14 protein-coding genes are annotated in these 17,613 nt (G+C 45.5%); 5 read left to right on the forward strand and 9 right to left on the reverse strand.

Annotated features, from left to right (window positions below):
* Positions 1-59 precede the first annotated feature (59 nt).
* Both ACX0G9_RS03135 and ACX0G9_RS03140 read left to right on the forward strand, forming a co-directional pair.
* Complete coding sequence (locus ACX0G9_RS03135; RefSeq protein WP_459063390.1) at positions 60-1,097, forward strand: glycoside hydrolase family 43 protein; 1,038 nt, start codon at positions 60-62, stop codon at positions 1,095-1,097.
* A gap of 125 nt (positions 1,098-1,222) precedes the next feature.
* Positions 1,223-2,389, forward strand: coding sequence for a THUMP domain-containing class I SAM-dependent RNA methyltransferase (locus ACX0G9_RS03140; RefSeq protein ID WP_459063391.1), 1,167 nt, complete (start codon positions 1,223-1,225; stop codon positions 2,387-2,389).
* Between the two features lie 105 nt (positions 2,390-2,494).
* Here the strand turns inward: ACX0G9_RS03140 and ACX0G9_RS03145 are convergent, their stop codons facing one another.
* The 4 genes from ACX0G9_RS03145 to ACX0G9_RS03160 all read right to left on the reverse strand — a co-directional run bounded on the left by ACX0G9_RS03145 (position 2,495) and on the right by ACX0G9_RS03160 (position 5,764).
* Positions 2,495-2,857, reverse strand: a complete 363-nt coding sequence (locus ACX0G9_RS03145; RefSeq protein WP_459063392.1) for a hypothetical protein — start codon at positions 2,855-2,857, stop codon at positions 2,495-2,497.
* A gap of 305 nt (positions 2,858-3,162) precedes the next feature.
* Positions 3,163-4,071, reverse strand: a complete 909-nt coding sequence (locus ACX0G9_RS03150; RefSeq protein WP_459063393.1) for a hypothetical protein — start codon at positions 4,069-4,071, stop codon at positions 3,163-3,165.
* A complete protein-coding gene (locus ACX0G9_RS03155) occupies positions 4,068-5,192 on the reverse strand; it encodes a relaxase/mobilization nuclease domain-containing protein (protein WP_459063394.1) in 1,125 nt (374 codons plus the stop codon). Before ACX0G9_RS03155 ends, ACX0G9_RS03150 begins: the two co-directional genes overlap by 4 nt.
* A complete protein-coding gene (locus tag ACX0G9_RS03160; protein ID WP_459063395.1) occupies positions 5,189-5,764 on the reverse strand; it encodes a plasmid mobilization protein in 576 nt (191 codons plus the stop codon). Before ACX0G9_RS03160 ends, ACX0G9_RS03155 begins: the two co-directional genes overlap by 4 nt.
* A gap of 406 nt (positions 5,765-6,170) precedes the next feature.
* Between ACX0G9_RS03160 and ACX0G9_RS03165 the strand changes: the two genes are divergently transcribed.
* A complete protein-coding gene (locus tag ACX0G9_RS03165) occupies positions 6,171-7,439 on the forward strand; it encodes an exo-beta-N-acetylmuramidase NamZ family protein (RefSeq protein WP_459063396.1) in 1,269 nt (422 codons plus the stop codon).
* Between the two features lie 207 nt (positions 7,440-7,646).
* Here the strand turns inward: ACX0G9_RS03165 and ACX0G9_RS03170 are convergent, their stop codons facing one another.
* Both ACX0G9_RS03170 and ACX0G9_RS03175 read right to left on the reverse strand, forming a co-directional pair.
* On the reverse strand, positions 7,647-7,943 hold the full coding sequence (locus ACX0G9_RS03170) for a type II toxin-antitoxin system RelE/ParE family toxin (RefSeq protein WP_459063397.1): 297 nt from the start codon (positions 7,941-7,943) through the stop codon (positions 7,647-7,649).
* A complete protein-coding gene (locus ACX0G9_RS03175; protein ID WP_459063398.1) occupies positions 7,925-8,095 on the reverse strand; it encodes a hypothetical protein in 171 nt (56 codons plus the stop codon). The genes ACX0G9_RS03170 and ACX0G9_RS03175 overlap by 19 nt, the downstream gene beginning before the upstream one ends.
* Before the next feature lie 108 nt (positions 8,096-8,203).
* Between ACX0G9_RS03175 and ACX0G9_RS03180 the strand changes: the two genes are divergently transcribed.
* Positions 8,204-8,392 (forward strand): IS66 family transposase, encoded by a 189-nt coding sequence (locus ACX0G9_RS03180; RefSeq protein WP_459063684.1) that lies wholly within the window; start codon positions 8,204-8,206, stop codon positions 8,390-8,392.
* A gap of 494 nt (positions 8,393-8,886) precedes the next feature.
* Here the strand turns inward: ACX0G9_RS03180 and ACX0G9_RS03185 are convergent, their stop codons facing one another.
* The 3 genes from ACX0G9_RS03185 to ACX0G9_RS03195 form a co-directional block, all read right to left on the reverse strand.
* Complete coding sequence (locus ACX0G9_RS03185) at positions 8,887-9,585, reverse strand: hypothetical protein (RefSeq protein ID WP_459063399.1); 699 nt, start codon at positions 9,583-9,585, stop codon at positions 8,887-8,889.
* Positions 9,586-9,656: 71 nt separating this feature from the next.
* Positions 9,657-11,210, reverse strand: a complete 1,554-nt coding sequence (locus ACX0G9_RS03190; RefSeq protein ID WP_459063400.1) for a hypothetical protein — start codon at positions 11,208-11,210, stop codon at positions 9,657-9,659.
* Between the two features lie 65 nt (positions 11,211-11,275).
* A complete protein-coding gene (locus ACX0G9_RS03195; protein ID WP_459063401.1) occupies positions 11,276-14,296 on the reverse strand; it encodes a triple tyrosine motif-containing protein in 3,021 nt (1,006 codons plus the stop codon).
* Positions 14,297-14,533: 237 nt separating this feature from the next.
* On the opposite strand from ACX0G9_RS03195, the gene ACX0G9_RS03200 reads away from it, so the two are divergent.
* The gene (locus ACX0G9_RS03200) at positions 14,534-17,599 is read left to right on the forward strand and encodes a SusC/RagA family TonB-linked outer membrane protein (RefSeq protein WP_459063402.1); all 3,066 of its coding nucleotides are present in this window, start codon (positions 14,534-14,536) and stop codon (positions 17,597-17,599) included.
* The last annotated feature ends 14 nt before the right edge of the window (positions 17,600-17,613 follow it).

Here is a 17,613-nt window from a genome sequence, read left to right on the forward strand (position 1 = left end):
GTCATTCGTTAACCAGGCAGCCTTTATTAACTCGCCTGAAAAACAGGATGGATCCTTGCATGAAAAAATATAGCTATATCTACTTTTGGTTGGTCATAATAATCAGGCCGCTCGGGCTGAGTTTGTTGGTCATGATTTTCATACTGACCGGAATATTGCCTACGAAAGGACAGTCAGGCCCGCGTAACCTGCCGGGAGATCCTGTTTATTTGTTTGCTTATTTTAAAGATAATGGAGAAGATGGCCTTCACCTGGCCTATAGCCGGAATGGGTATGCCTGGAATGCCCTGAAAAAGGACAGCTCCTTCCTGACCCCTCTCGTAAGCAAGGACAAGCTCATGCGGGATCCCTGTATTATAAGGGGCGGTGACGGATTGTTCCATATGGTTTGGACTGTTAGCTGGGCAGATAAAGGCATTGGTTATGCCACATCCCGTGATCTGATCCACTGGTCGATACAGCAGTTCCTGCCTGTTATGATCCATGAACCCAATGCCAGGAATTGCTGGGCTCCTGAAATAACCTATGATAATTCCACCGGGATCTATATGATCTATTGGGCGACCACCATAACCGGAAAATTCCCGGAGACCGCCTCTGTGAAAGAAAACGGAAATAATCACCGGATTTATTATACGACTACCAAAGATTTTAAAACATATTCCAAAACCAGTCTCTTGTACGATCCAGGTTTTAGTGTGATCGATGCAACGATCATAAAAACGGACAACCGTTTTGTCATGTTCCTCAAGGATGAAACACCGGATCCACCGCAGAAAAATTTGAAAATGGCCTTCAGCAATTCCCTTACAGGCCCATACCTGGCCAGAGGAGATGGCAGTGGAAGTAAAGGGGGCAGTGCCAGTCGCCCTATAACGGGGAAATATTGGGCGGAGGGACCTACCACCCTTCTGAAGGACAAGGAAGTGGTCGTCTATTTTGACAAATACACCGAACATAGGTTTGGGGCCATCCGTTCTTCTGATTGGAGGAACTGGACCGATGTTTCCGATAAGATCAGTCTTCCCCGGGGAATCCGGCATGGTACGATCTTTACGATAAGACAGGAAGAGCTTGGCCCTTTACTGAAGCTTTGAACATTGCTGAAGGTTGGACCTTTACTGAACCTTTGACCTTTGTTGAAGGTTGGACCATAGCTGAGGCTTGGAGGAGTTGGTCCTTACCTGAAAAGTTATGGATTTAGTTTTACCTTCGCGGCTCTATGTCTTTATTCGATACGATTTCACCCATTACGATCACCTGCAATAAACGCCTTGCCCCCTACCTGGAACAGGAAGTGAGGGACCTGGGTTTCAGGATCGAAGAAACCTTCGTGACCGGCCTGCGTCTTAAAGGGACGATCAATGACTGTATACGGCTCAATCTGAACCTGCGTTGTGCCAGCCAGGTCCTGTACAGCCTTAAACAGTTCGAGGCTAATAATGCCGATGACGTCTATAACAGACTGCTCGCCCTTCCCTGGGAAACTATTTTGCCGGATCAGGGGTATTTTTCCGTTACCAGCAACGTGCTCAATCCCACGATCAATAACAGTATGTTCGCCAATCTGCGGGTCAAGGATGCGATAGTCGACCGTCTGCGGGAAAAAACAAATACCCGCCCCACAACCGGGTCCGAACTGAACGGCGCTGTGGTGCACCTGTTCTGGAAAAATGAACGGGCGGAAGTGTTCATCGATACTTCCGGAGATTCCCTGGCCAGGCACGGTTACCGGAAGATCCCCGGCCTCGCTCCTATGCTGGAAGCACTCGCAGCAGCTACTTTGATGGCGACTGTCTGGGACAAACATTCCCCCTTTGTCAACCCGATGTGCGGTTCGGGAACGCTTGCCATCGAGGCTGCCCTTCTGGCCACCAATCGCCGCCCCGGTTTATTCCGGACCAATTATGCCTTTATGCACCTGAAAGGATATGATCCCCTGGTGTACGAAGGAGAAGACAGGAGGCTGGAAGAACAGATAACCGATGTACCCGGGTTACGGATCATCGCCTCCGATTACAGCGAACTGGCCATTGTAAATGCCCGCAAGAATGCAGTGGCTGCAGGAGTAGCCGGCCTGATCGAATTCTCCGTATGCGATTTTGCAGATACCGAAGTTCCGGAGGGGGCAGGAGGTATCGTATTGCTCAACCCCGAATATGGGGAACGTCTCGGGGAGATCGCCGAACTGGAAAATACCTATAGCCGGATCGGGGATTTTATGAAACAAAAATGCCGCGGTTACTATGGTTATATTTTTACCGGCAACCTGGATCTCGCCAAAAAGATCGGCCTGAAAGCCAAAAGAAGGATCGAGTTCTATACCAGCATTATCGATTGTCGTTTACTGGAATATGAATTGTACGGGGGAAGTAAAAGAGCTCCATAGGAAGGGGAAGGATGAGCAGAAAATGCTAAAAGGGCAGGTTCTCAGGAGAATCTGCCCTTTCATTTGTAAAGGTGGTAGGCAATCGTTATTCAAAATTCCGAATCATTAATTCTCAGAGAATCGCAGGGCTTCATTTTTTAATAACCCTTTTACGGTTACTTCAAAATCGCTGACCGTGACTTCAAATTTATTATGAAATTCCTCGTCCAGCGAATCGATGATCCTGTTAATATGGAACACATCACTGACCGAATCCGAATTGGCATTTTGCTGACCTTCCGTAAGATACTTTTTGCTTATCCGTACTTCCTTCCTGTTATCCCCGAACAAACTGCTCATGGATTTTTCCACTTTAATGAGGTATTCACCCGGTTTTACCGGACTTTCTGAAATATAGACCTTTTTTATTTCCCCATTATGAACATCATTTTTCCAGGTGATTAACCGATGTTTTAAATCCTGGCGCATAGCTGACTTTTTAGGTTAGTAAAGAATATAATGGTGCACCTAATACGTAAAAATAGTGCTTTTATTGTTCGCTTTCGCACGCCGGCCCGTTGGCCCATGCATCGCAAACCCTTTATTCACAATACTTTCAGCGCATACATCTTCCATAAAACCATTTTTTAAAAGGTTTTGTATCTAAAAAATCAGTCCTCCCTTCCCGAAAGTTATTTTATTTCGCGAGGGTGAAATGATGAGCCAAGTGGTTGACGATTTTATTTGATATTCAATATTTTTATTATTTGTTCAAAAATAATTTTTATTTTTTTTTAATTTTTCCCTCTTTTGAGGTTTTTGACCTGCTTCTCGAAGGAATTGATCGAATCGGCTAAATCCCGATAACTCATCTTTTGGTATTTTTCTGCCGACCCGGTACCGTTTGAATTTTTGGAATGATCATGCAAGGCCATTGCTCCCAGCGAATACAGGAAAAAGAAAAGGACGATCGCCACCGAAGCTATCATTACGGCTCTTACCAGGTACCGGTAACTTTCACCTTGGTAACTCTCCGGATAAAAGAGAAACCTCCATTGCCGGATTACCGCTTTGGGTTGGCCCTCCACGATCTGACCGACGCGGGTTAATCCATCCGTAACCGCGCCATTTACGGAAGTATTTATTCCGGCAACTTCTTCTTTTACCGATGAATGTATATCTGCCATCCCCTCTTTCACAACACCATTCATGTTGTTTATCCCGTTGGCCATCTCGTCGGCAAGCGGTCTTAAGTCGACAGCAGGAGCTATTAATTGTTTGCCCTCCAGCCATTCCCTAAAATCATCCTGCTGTTGTTCCATAGCCTCCTTATATTCTACCTGCTGTTGATCCATGGCTGTCTTGAATTCCTCCTGCTGCTGATACAGGGCTGCCTTGAATTCTTCCTGCTTTCGATTTAACTCTTTGAGAAGCTCCAGATGCATGGCCACTATTTTCTCCTGCAACTCTGCAATGATCTGTTTGTTTTCCTCCCGTTCTCTTTTCCCATCCTTGATTACTTCCAGAAGGCTACGCTCGAAAATCGCCTGCTGATTAATGGTATTTGTGAGGTGTACTTCGAATTGGTACATTTTAGCGGCAACCGATTTAACTAATTCCTGGAGACCCAAAAAAGCGTTGTTTGTTTCACGGGACTCGTTGGCCAGTTCCTTTAATATTTTTTCTATTATTTCTATGTTCATAAACCTCGAATTTTAAAATGGTGAGTTAATGTTTGTTGATTTTCTTCGGCAAGATTTTCTTCGGCAAGATTTTCTTCTGTAAGACATTCCGTTGCCAGATTTCCCTTTGCCAGGCTTTCATTTAACCGGATTGCCTCCGACGGTAGAATTTGCAACAGATCTTCTCTGAGTAGGATTTCTTCCTCCAAATTTTCTTTCCGCAGATCTTCTATCAGGATATCTTCTTTTGGGAGGGTTTCTTTTGGGAGATCCTCATTCAACAGATGTTCTTTCAACAGATGTTCTTTTTCCAATTGCTGATCCAGTAGATTTTGTTTGTGCGTGGCCTCCTTTTCTTTTTGATGTAATTGTTGAATCCAGTTATTTTCTTTTTGAGCAAGTTTTTCCCGGTTTTCTTTGATAATACCGGTAATGACCCTGAAAGGATATCCTGCCTCAGAACCTTTGTAGACGACCTTTTTGGAATCCATAAAAGCGTAGCCCTGTGATTTATATACCGTATACCCGTTTTGCCGCATGGTCCTTTCAAACTCATTCAGGTCCCGGCATCCGTTCAGGGCGTCTGCGATTTCCTCTTTCAGCCTGTCCAGACGAATACCCGACCTTTTGCGCTGGCCCTGCTCTTTTTTGAGATAGCGGGAAGGACCTAATTCCTTTATAAGGCCATGTTTGATCTCGGACGCCCGGCTGTAATCCGCAATCCGGCCTTTCGAAAAACTATCCGATACTGTCTTTTTGTAAAAGCCAATCCGGTTAACCACTATATGGATATGTTGCTGGGCTGTATCCTTATGGAGTACGACTACATACTGATTATGACTAAACTCCATAGCCTCCGCGCAATCCCTTGCAAAATCTACCCAATCGCCTTTACCCCGGGTCTCCCCCCGGGGAAGACTGAGCGTAATATGCATAATCGGCTCTTTTATCCCGGGTCTCAGTTTGCGAACTTCCTGGAATTGCCGGATCAACTCTTCTTTATCCCCGTAACATTGCGAATAGTTCAGGACCTCGGCCCGGTCTTTATACAATACCTCTCCGGTCAGTACATCCAGTTTATCCTCCAGACAATAACCCAAAGCTTCGGAGATCTTAGCCTGGGTATACACTCTCCCCATCATAATTGTAAGTTGTGTGTTATTTTATCGGTTACCTCCTTCACCTGTCTCCCCAGTTCCTCCAGCTCTGCCCTTTCCACAACATTCAACACTTCATTGTTATCCCGTTTACGGGCTATGCGGTATAAAAGCCCGTTAGTCGTTCGCAGTTCACCCAAAAACTCAAGGACTTCTCCGGGAAGGGTGCGTGGAATTCTGACTATTTTGTTCAGCCCATTTTTCCGAAGGAATTCCGAGGTGGAAAGATTGGCCAACCGGGCAAGCGTGTCAATCTTCACCTTTTCCTCCGGAGAACACCAGACAGTGATCTTCTTAGTCAAACGGTGCGCTTTGGGCGGCGGCCCACTTTTTTTCCGCGGCGGCTTGGCGAGTGGTCGCGGGGTTGCCGGGATTGCCGGAGACTCAGGGGCCACAGGATTTGCCACGGTTTCCTGGGGCTCTGGGACCTTGGGATTTGCCGGGGCTCCTTTGATTTGCGAACTATCGTCAACGTTAGTCTTTGGATCATTCATCAGATCCTGACTGTCAGGGACGGGTGATACAGACTCACCTTCCCTGATAATGGGGAATACCATTTTACCTCCTTTTTAATAAATTATGTAATGATTTCAATCCCGGAGAAGCCCTTGTAACAGGCGTTCTCCAAATGCCCTAAGAAGAAGGGACTTTAATTAGAAGTGTTGGATTTAAAAACTTCAGGGAATTCCTGCAGTTGATTTCTCAGTTGATTTCTGCCAGGGGAATTCCTGTGTTTTGAAGAAATGATTATTTCACGATAAGGCTATCATAGAATAAATTTACAGCGTTTTAGATATACAAACAAAATAACAAGTGTATTTTTTTGAAATTTTCCCATTTTTAAATGTTAAAATTCACTATAGGACTTTTCCTTACATGAAATGGCCGACTTACAAAAAAACAGGCAGCACCGGATAATATTCTGAAAAAAGGATAGTTTTAGCCTTGAAAAAAACCGGAAATATGAAGATCTGTTATCTCTTAAGTTTGTTGATCCTTGTTGTCAAGGCCACCCCGGGTTTCTCAGGGAGCCCTATGCCAGCAACCAATGTTCCTCATTTATCTGCCTGGTTTCACCGGTCCAACCAACCAAACCATAAGGATAAACCGATCATTACCGGAGCGGATCAAACGGAAAAATATGTTCCTTTCCTGAAAGGCAAGCGGATAGGCATCCTTGCCAACCCAACCACTATTATTGGCAAAAGGCATTTGGTAGATAGTTTGTTGTCTATTGGTATCTCCGTGATAAAGGTTTTCGGCCCGGAACATGGATTCAGGGGAAAGGCCAGTGCCGGTATTAAGGTGAATGACGAGACGGATCCGGCGACAGGGGTAAAGGTTATTTCCCTTTACGGCGCAAAACGCAAACCATCGAAAGAGGATCTTTCAGATATTGACCTGATGATCTTCGACGTCCAGGACGTGGGATGCCGGTTCTACACCTATATAAATGTATTGAGGGATGTGATGGAAGCCTGTGCAGAAAACAATAAAGAATTACTGATCCTGGACCGGCCGAACCCGAATGGCTACCTGGTTGACGGCCCCATATTGGATATGCGGCTGAAATCCGGCATCGGAATGTTCCCCATTCCCATTGCCCATGGAATGACGATTGCTGAATTCGCTCAAATGATCAACGGAGAAGGATGGCTAGCGGGTAAAATAACCTGTAAACTAAAAATCATTCCGGTGGTGGGTTATGATCATGACAAGTCCTATACCATTCCGGTTCCCCCCTCCCCTAACCTGAATACCGGGCAAAGTGTACTGCTGTATCCCACCCTCTGTTTATTCGAAGGAACGATCATCAGCCAAGGCCGGGGTACCCATTTCCCCTTTTCCGTACTGGGCGCCCCTGCTTTAAAAGACAAATTCTCCTTTTCCTTCACCCCGGTCAGCATTCCGGGCATGAGCGAGACGCCCTTGCATATGAATGCGGAATGTTTTGGTATGGATCTGCGGAATTATGATGTCAGCGAATTACGAAAAACGAAAAGGATCAATATCGAATGGATGATCGAACTATATTCAGTTTATCCCGATAAGGATAAATTCTTTGACAGAACCCAAAGCAAGGAGATGGGGAATATCGATGTCCTGGCAGGGACCTATGATTTCAGAAAACAGATCGCCGCCGGGAAAACAGCCAGGGAGATCCGGGCTTCCTGGGAGCCGGGTTTATCGAATTATAAGATCATACGGAAGAAGTATCTTTTGTATCTGTGAGGAGGGTATTTCAAATAGGATTACCAAGCTCAACCTGTTTAGAAAAAACATTGCAGGTTCAATTCACGATCCACGCACAACGCCCCCACTACGCGGAATATAAAGACATTTGATGGAACTGCGGCGAGTGATTCGGTTCGCAGAGCATATGGTATCCTTTGCCCTGCAACAAAAAATGGAAGACCCGGTTAGGTTTATTTGAAGGAGTTATTGGAGTAACTTTTGCAAGGCAAATTCGCAGATAATTATTTCATCAGTATTATCAAGGTATGAAACGATATATTTCTTTCGGAAATTAATGCAACGATACCCCAATCCTCTCCAGGAGGGCTGTTTACAGGGACGATGGATTATCCGTTCATCAGATAAAGATTCAAAGAAGGTAAAAACATCATCAACAAAACGTATTGCAGTTTTAGGCAATCCTTTAGCCTCAATGTAAAGGGAAATTAGAGCAATTTCTTCAACAGCTGGCTCAAGAATAGTTATTTTTCTTTTGCCCATTTGTCAATCAATTTATAGGCGAGCTTCTTTCCTTCTGTAAGTGAAAGTTTTTTTGCAGTAACATGTTTTGATGCCGCTTTGGTCCTCAAATCTTCGTATTCCTTTTGGGGAATTACTACGTATTTCTTATTTTCTATAGTAAGTGTATTCATTTGTCTTATTTCATAGCTAAGATAGCAAATTTCTGTTTAAAAAGTAAGAATTTGGGGTTGGTTCGGGCCATTTTCTAATCTGGTAATTAGGCTTTTTATTCAAATCAAATCAAGGCCAATTTCCTCTCCTCCCAAGTAATTGAGCTCCGCCAGCAGGAGTCCTTGCCGATCCTGGAATCCCTGTGCAAATGGATTCACAAAGCCTATATTGAGATGTTACCCAAAAGCGCCATAGGGAAGACGTTCGCTTATAGTATTGAGAGATGGAAGCAATTAATGATCTATACTCCCTGGTAGGAACATTTAAGCTCCTTGATATTAACGCCTTGATTGGCTAAAAAATGTGTTACAAGTAATGCCGACTCATCCAATTAATAGAATCCAGGAGCTCTTCCAATATAATTGGCAACCAAAACAGTAATTTGAAATCTATTTGCCATACAGCCAGCCTTTGAAGCTGGGAGGCAATCTATAACCCGGATTTTAATTATGCCTAATACAGAACCCCAAAAGTATACAATGCAAATTAGTTATGCTTCCTGGATTTTGGGAGTCCAACGGTTTTCAACATTTCATTTGCCTTATCCACCTTCTCCTTGAAAAGTACCTGATCTTTGTATTTTTCCAGGGATTTGTCGATACGCACTACAGGTAATTTGCTTTTATTTAATTATTTAACCTTCATAATAGCAAATTTAAACTAATTAGATATTCGCATCCACTGCTTCAGAACTGGGAGTTAATTGAATTTGCGAATATTTTTAATTATTTTGACAAGATAAAAAATGGGTTTAGGCATTTTTCAGGGTCCTGTTCCAGCCATCTATAAAACCTGGAACCAAGATGAACAAAAGAAACCCGGTAACCAGCCAATGACTTTGCCTGATATCAAATACTACCCCGTCCCACCAGAGACCAAAACTCTGGCTAAACAATTCCCATTTGGAGGGCGAAGTTGGTGTTAAGTTTGGTAGGATGTATGGCTGGTCGGATATCGGAATTCCGAAGTTTATTTCCCCTGCTGACATTCTTTGAGGTGGTGGATTTTGGAGATAATAAAAATCATCATCCACATAAACATATCGCCTATAGTCGTAAACCCTCGCCATATTGATAGCCCAGATGAATTGTCCGTAGGTGTTGTTATTTCCGAAACGAAGCCGGAAAACGGTATTCGTATCACCAGTGAACTGCAATCTCTCTATCTCCCGGGATACGAAGGCCAATTTTCTATCGCGTTCGTATTCGCTACGCTCGTCATAAGGATAATCATCAATGTCAACTGAAATGAGCTTCTTGTTTTTAATAGTGTGGAAAAAATCGACTTTATTGAAACTTAGGTGCCCTCCGCTGCGGGGCTTGTCGGAAGGCAGGTTTAACCGAATAACGGTATGGTAGATAGGATCTTCCGGACCCAGGAAAAAAAACAGGATGGGCAGCCCTACAAGACTGATTAAGCCGGGAACATAAAATTGTTTTTTATGAGGCATGAATTAGAGATGCCTTTCGCCTGAATTTCCACAAAAAACTATTCAGGCTTCAAATCAGGAAAGGACTTTTTTTACGGAGCAAACGGCAGATCGAATGTTCCTTCCGTAACAATCTTTTTGATAGTACTACCCTGAACAATATTTGTTATGGTGCCGCTGAAGGTTCCTTGGACCCGGGTTGCAGTGACGCTTGTAACCTTTATGGTAAATGGCGGATGCGTCGAAAGCAAGGAACTGCTGGTGTTCCATAAAGTGACAGACAGGTCTGGGTTAACCTCCTTGTAATCAATTTCTATCTCATAACCTGATGGGCCTCCAAAAGCAAAGCCATCTACATTATAGGTACCTGCCTTCACCAATGTTTTGTTATTATTGATGATAAATAGCTGCAGCTCTGGTACGGTACCACCATTGGCCGGGCCGGTATGTCCGTCCAGATAAAGTTGAATTCCCCCGAAGCCATCATCCGTAGAAAAACCGGAACGGTCATTAAAGGCCATAAACACTCCATCGATCTTGCAGGTGTATACGCCAGGGGTGACTGGCGGGGCTACGTCAACGATAAGACTGAAGGTACAGGAAGAATTGCCGAATTGTGGCGTCAGGACAAAAGTCCCCTGGCTGGTGGGAGTCCCTGCCCCGTTTAGGATAACCGTTTGACCTGCTCCGACAGCGAGGATACCCGTAGCTGAAAAACTGATCCCGTTGACGAGATCGGTTGAAAGGGTATAACTTCCCGCAGTGGTAACATCCAGTTTAACGGCGATGGTATTCGCTGAGTTTAAGGATACTCCGGCCTGGTAGGCCCCGCTGATTACCGGGGAGGTACAGGCGCCCGGAGCACCGTTTAGGGTAAAGACGGCAGGGGTGGAACCTGCTTTGGGATTTACGGTAATGCTAAAAGAACAAGTATTGGACGCTCCGTTGATCGTGAAACTGAAGCTACCGGCATTGGAAGGAGTTCCCGAAGCGGTAAGGGTAATCTGCTGGGCGCCGGTGCCCGTAAAGACACCCGTTTTCTTGAAGGTTATGCCATCGGCAGGGGTTACGCCCAGTGTATAAGCGCCGGGTATGGTCACATTTACAGTAATGGTGACGGTATTGGAGATGTCCAGGGGGGTGCCGACCTGGTAATTTCCCCCCGGAACTGAACCGGTGCAACTTTTGGAGGCATCGGCCCCAAGGGTAAAGACCGCAGAAGGAGTATTGGCATCTATTACAGAAATGTCAATCGAACAAATATCCGAATCGTAGGTAAAATGGAAGGTACTGGTTATCGCATTGAGCGGTTTGCCTGATCCGGTCAGGCGAACCGTATTCAAACCGACTACCGTAAATGCTCCTTCGCCTTTGAAGGAGAATCCGTTGAGGGTATCGGTGGTTATCAGGTAACTGCCTGTTTTCGTTACTGTCACCTGTATATCAATATAGTTGGAGGCAGCCGTCAGGGCTATGCCGGTCTTGAAGATCCCATTGGATGCCGAAGGCAGGCAATCGCCGGAAGAAGTCTTTAAAGAGCCTGAAGATGAGGCAGATAGGGAGTGTTCAATGCTTTTTTCTTTAACACAGGAAAACACAAGGATAAAAGAGGCGAATAAGGCCCAGGCAGTTAATTTACGGTTCATCGGGGAATTTGAACGGCAAAAATAGGATAATTCCAGGTTTTAGATTAATTCCTGTTTTTGAAGATTCACCCCTTCCAACCATCGCGCTGCAAATCGAAAAGAAACTGGAAAAGATTTGTCTCCGTCGGTATTTCCAGTTTCTTACGCACCCGGTAACGGCTTACTTCTACCCCACGGACGGAAATGCTCATCAGCCGGGCGATCTCCTTGCTGGACAGGTTCATCCGGAGATAGGCACAAAGCTTGAGCTCATGGGCCTTCAGGTCCGGATATTTTTCTTTAAGGATGATCAGCAGATCGCTGTGTACCTTATTAAAATGAATGGAGAATTTTTCCCACTCCTTACTCAGTCCTTCTTCTAAAGAAAGGCTGCGGAGGATCTTTTTTACTTCGGTGGGGTCAGTCTTTTCCTTACCGGCCTTTTCAAGATGTTGTAATTCACTTTTGATCCTGGTGATGAATTCCTCCTTCTGTACCAGGTGCATGGCCGTCGTAGCCAGTTCGGAATTTTTAAATTCGATATCCGATTCCAGCTTCTCATTACGGAGCTTGACCACTTCCTTCTCGGATTTTTCCAGTTCCAGCTGGTGCAGATATACCTGACGCTTCTGCTCCTCCTGGTGTTTGAGCCTTTCGGTCAGGAGTTTTTTCGCCTGTCTGCGATAAAGATAATAGACCAGGTAAATGCCCAGCAGCAGGTAGATGGTATACGCCAGCGGCGTCTGATGCCAGGGCGGCTGTACTATAAAGGTATATGCATCAATGGTCGATTCATTACCCAGGTTATTCCGGGCCTTGACCTGGAAAGTATAGGTGCCGGCCGGGAGATTGGTATAATCCTTCTCCGTCCTTTTAGACCATTCGGACCAGCCCTTATCAAAGCCTTCCAGGGAATAGCTGTATTCGACATTTGAATGCTGTTCGAAAAGAGGGGACGCATATTCGATATGGAAGGAATTCCAGTGATGACTGACAGAGGGTGTCCTCTCTTTTCCTTGCAGTCTTTCTTCATTGGCTTCTCCGAAATAGCCTCCGAACAACAGGCTATCCACCTTATCCCTGGCCTTTACCGTCCTTATGTACACGCTCAGCGTATTTTTATTCTGTTTGTATTTCGCAAAATTGATATGGTAAAAACCTTTTTCGCCGCCTATGAAGATATTTTTGTCATTCACCGGGTAGATATGCTCAAACCCGCTGAGCATCTTGCTCTTTAGTTCCGGCAAATAGATGATGGAAGGTTTCAGCGTGGAAAAATCCACCACACCGAGGGTCTTCTCCTGGATAAACCAGATATTGCCGCTGGGATCTTCTTTGAGATATCGCACACTCTGATTGCCAAAGATGTCCTGGAAATAACCGGAAGGACCAAAAGCATCTGTAGCGGAATTGTATTCATATACACCCTTTTCCGTGGCGATGACAATGCGGTTTTTGACCTTATACACGTGATTATTCAGCGAAGAAGGTAAACCATTCTTTTCCGTATACAGCTTAAAAGCTGCATCCGCAGCAGTGGACAGCGGGAGCCTGTATACCCCCCGGTAAGGGTGGGAAACCCATATTGTGTTGTTATTGTCTACTGCTACAAAACGTGCCGACTCCGTGAAGCCCGTGATATTTCCCTTATCTTCAAAGCCCTTTCCACCCGAAGCAAAAAGCCGCACACCATTATAATTTCCGGCCACCAGCATGGCTCCCTGACGGACATCCTCCAGGGGCTGGAAAGTCCAGAACCCCCTACCCTTCATAACCGGCTCCACCTTACCTTCCCCCACCCGGAAAAACCCATCTTCCTTACCAGCCAATAACTGGTCATTCACCAGGGATAGCCCCCAGGTTTGACCCTCAGCAATAATCTTGCATTCGTTTGGCGCATAGCTCAGGTCTTGTATATCCGGCAGCGGTAATTCATAAATGCCGTTGGAAAGGCCAAGGAAAAGCTTATTATGATGGATGACTGCGGCATACCCCGACCCGGAATTCATCACCGCCAGGTTGATATGCTTGATAGCATTGTTGAAGGCCATAAAGTCGATACCGCTGTCCAGCCCCAGCCAGATATTGTGGTTCCGGTCCATGAACAGGCTCCTGACATTATTGTTCTGAAGCCCTTCCCGTTTGGATAGGTTCTCCAGTATCTGCCCCCTTTTATTGATCAGGTAAAAACCATTGGTATAGGAACCAACGATAAAGCTCTCCTCGTCCACCCTTACCGCATCTGAAAAACTCTGTTTGGGAAAGAATCCTTTCCCGGAAGGTGTAAAGGGAATAAGACGGTCTCCTTTTAATATGAACAGACCACTTTGCGAAGTGGTCACCAGGGAGGAATCCTGTCCAATAGTGATGACAGATGTAATTTGTATTCCTTTCGGCAGGGCAGCTCCATTTATTAAAGGCTCCCATGCACCCAGTTTAAAAACAAAAAGCCCCTTTTCGATGTCCTGAGCGAACAGCCTTCCACCCGCCTGGCCCATAAAAAGCCAGTCGGCAAAAGGATTGAATACCTCGATTGTACCAGAACGAATCGGAGATTCGTTGTCCGAAGGACCGACATTAGATATGTCCGGAGAACGGGTATTATTTTGCAGCGTACCCGTTTTCCGGACATCCTTTTTGGGTCCATCATTGGTATACCGAAATATTTTATTATCGCTGCGAAAAAAAATACTACGGCCATCCGAAACGATATTCCAGATGTCCGCAAATGTTCTGTCCGCCTCAGGCAACAGGTTCCTCAGAGAGGTATATACCAATTTTCCGGATCCGTCAGGAGAGAAATAGCCGATCTCATCCTGAGCCCCGATATAGATCCTGTTATCAGCCCCGAATTCGATCGATCGTACAATGGTTTTATTTGGCAGGGGATAAAGCTTCCAGTATGTCCCATCAAAACAGAGGAGCCCTTCGTTATTGGCAAAATACATTCTACCCTGGATATCCTGGCGAATAGACCAGTTCTGAGCACCCGCATTATAAGTCAGCTTATCGTAATTCACTACTTCCCGCAGACCAATGGTCCCTTGAGAAATAGCCGTTGACACCCATGCCGATACAACCAGCATTAAAAGTGTTCTATGTTTCATAATGACAGGCAATTTTTGGACCTCATCTTTTTCAGATGTAGTACAGATGTAGTCGGTTGAGCTTAAAAATAGTCTTTTTTAAGATTGGTAGTAGTAGGGATGTAGTCAAATACTTTTTTATCAGATGTAGGGGGTATACTTTTACTCTGCATAATTTTCAACCAAAAAGGACCATACTAACGCTTTGTTTACCTGGAAGCATATGGCCATTGTCAACAGATAAACTAAAACTTGCATATGAAAAGAACATTGACTCAAGTCCTTGTATCCCTCCTATCTTTATTATTAGGAACCCATCTATCCACACAAGCCCAAAACACAGTAATCACCGGTAAAGTAGCCAATGACAGGAACGAGCCCCTGGCAGGTGCATCCGTTGTGGTGAAGAACAGGCCCACAACAGGAACCACCACGTCCGGGAGCGGCACATTCACCCTCACCGTTTTATCTACCGACGATTCCCTGGTTGTATCGACCATTGGGTATGAAAGACAAACAGTTGCCATTTCAAGTGCCACTCAGATCAGACTTTCACCAAGCCGGAAACAACTGGATGAAGTGGTAATCATCGGGTACGGAACCCAAAAAAGGGCCGACCTGACCTCCCCTGTTACTACAGTAAATACGGAGAACATGCTTAAGCGCACCACCGCCACCCCGATGGAGGCGCTGCAAGGCAGTGTTCCCGGGGTCCAGGTAGTAAGTTCCGGCGCTCCGGGTAGTTCCCCCAATGTGCGGATACGTGGGGTGGGGTCTTTTAATAATGAGAACCCGCTGTATGTGGTCGACGGAATGTTTGTCTCAGATATCGGGTTTCTTAATCCGAATGATATAGCTGAGATGTCTGTCCTTAAAGATGCATCCGGAGCAGCCATTTATGGAGTGCGCGCAGCTAATGGGGTCGTGCTGATCACGACGAAAAAAGGGTCTCTCAATATGAAAACCAGGGTTACCTACAACGGGTATGTCGGTTTTCAGACTCCTACCCACCGGCTTAAAATGGCCAACGGGAAAGAATACACCGCTTTCTCATTAGGACGGGGATCCGCTCAGGATAGCGGTACGGCAAGTCTTTCCGCGCAAAAGTTTGGAGGCAGCGGACTTAATCCTACCACCAGCACCGATTGGTATGGCGAATTGCTGCGAAGCAAGGCGATGATGTCAAACAATGGCGTCGACTTGCAGGGCGGCAGCGACAAGGTGACCTATGCCGCCGGCTTCAATTATACGTATCAGAATGGTATTATGGAAGCCAGGAACAATTTTAGCAGGTATAATATCCACCTTCAGATGGAGGCCAAAGCCTATTCGTGGTTGAAAGTAGGTTTTACCGTCCATCTCAACAACTCTACTACATTTAACCCGTCTAATGGAGCCTGGGCACAGGCATATTCATCATCTCCCCTGTTCCCTGTATACGACAGTACCAATGTCAATGCATCCCCGGTAAGATTTGCAACTGCCTCTGTAATTGGACGGGGGGATGATGCAAATCCTGTAGCCACTGCTCATTATAATTTTGACAGGGCTAAAGTATTCCAGGTATTACCAACTATTTATGCAGAAGCCGGTTTCTGGAAAAATAAGATCACTTTTCGATCCCAGCTGAGTGAACTTTATAGTTCCCTGTCGGGCATTAATTATAGCGAACGGCGCAATCTGGGACCAGGCACAGATTTTACCCCTTCTCATCTGGACTCCAGACAGGAGCGCAACACCAACTACATTTTAGATAATCTGCTTACTTACAGGGATGGTATAGGTCCGCATCACTGGAATTTGTTATTGGGACAGTCCACCAGGGAAGAACGGTGGAGGAAAACTTCGGTAAGCGCAGATGGCGTACCTAACAATGAGGAATCCTGGTACGTAGGCCAGGGTACTATTACCTATCCCCCTACTGAGGACGGCACGCGCAACGCGAACATGTCCTATTTTACACGCGGCACTTATGATTTTGACAATAAATACCTGCTTACAGCCACCTTCCGTGCGGACGGCAGCTCGAAATACCAGACCAAATGGGGCTATTTCCCTTCAGTAGGTTTGGGCTGGGTCATCAGTAAAGAAAATTTCATGAAAGATCAAAGGGTCTTCGATTTCTTAAAGCTGCGGGGAAGCTGGGGCAAGTTGGGCAATGACGGCGTTACTCCAAATGCAGCATATGCCAGAGTTCACCAGGGGATTAATAACTCCGCCATCTTTGGCAGTACAGCAACAGGGAATGGTCAGTACGAATCGGGCTATACGGTCGAAAGGTATTTTACAAATCTGGCTTGGGAAGTTGTTACCGAAGTGGACGGCGGCGTTGATTTTGAATTGTTGAACAGGAAACTAAAAGGTTCTGTAGATTATTATAACCGTAAAACAAACAGACTTGCATTTAACTCGCCTTTACCATATCTCTACACATCCGTTTATGGCAATTGGGGCGATATGGTCAATAGTGGTTTTGATGTTGTATTGAACTGGAGCGATCGGATAGGCAAATTGGGCTACCAGATCGGCGGCAATTTTTCCACCTTGAAAAACAGGGTTACAAGTTTAGGTTCCCTTCCCTTGCTCACCGGCGGTTTCCCCGAGTGGACTGCAGAATTTCCCAATCGTACTACAGTGGGGCAGCCTATTAACTATTTTTATGGCTACCAGTCCATAGGCGTTTACCAAACACAGGAAGAAGTCGACAAGGACCCGATTGCTTCCAGTTACAATGCAACGGCCATAACAAAAATAGTTCCTGGATTTCTTAAATATAAGGACCAGGATGGCAATGGCAAACTGGATAATAATGACCGTATCAATATGGGAAGCTATCTGCCGAAATTGACATACGGATTCAACCTGGGACTTGATTATAAAAATTTTGATTTTAGTATCGCTTTCCAGGGGGTTGCAGGCAATAAAATACTCAATCTGAATCGGGGAAAGCTCTACAAAGCATCTACCACGCTAAATATCGATGAAAAATTTGCCAACGGTCTTTGGACCGGCCCCGGTTCTACCAACTCCTATCCTTCAGCATATGCCATCGGACAAGGATGGTTCAAGCAGAGCAACACCTTTTTCGTGGAAAGCGGCGCGTACCTGCGGATACAAAACATACAGCTGGGGTATAACTTTACTATGGGCAAGACCTCGCCCATCAGCTTGCGGGTATTTGCCACTGCTGACAGACCGTTCATCTTCACCAAATACAACGGGTTTACTCCCGAAATTCCGTCCTATAACGGAGTATATGGCTATGATGCCAATGTCTACCCCATCTCGGCAACCTACAGCATGGGGGTAAGAGCTACTTTCTGATTAGTATAACCTTA

The sequence above is a fragment of the Flavitalea flava genome (genome assembly GCF_054461575.1).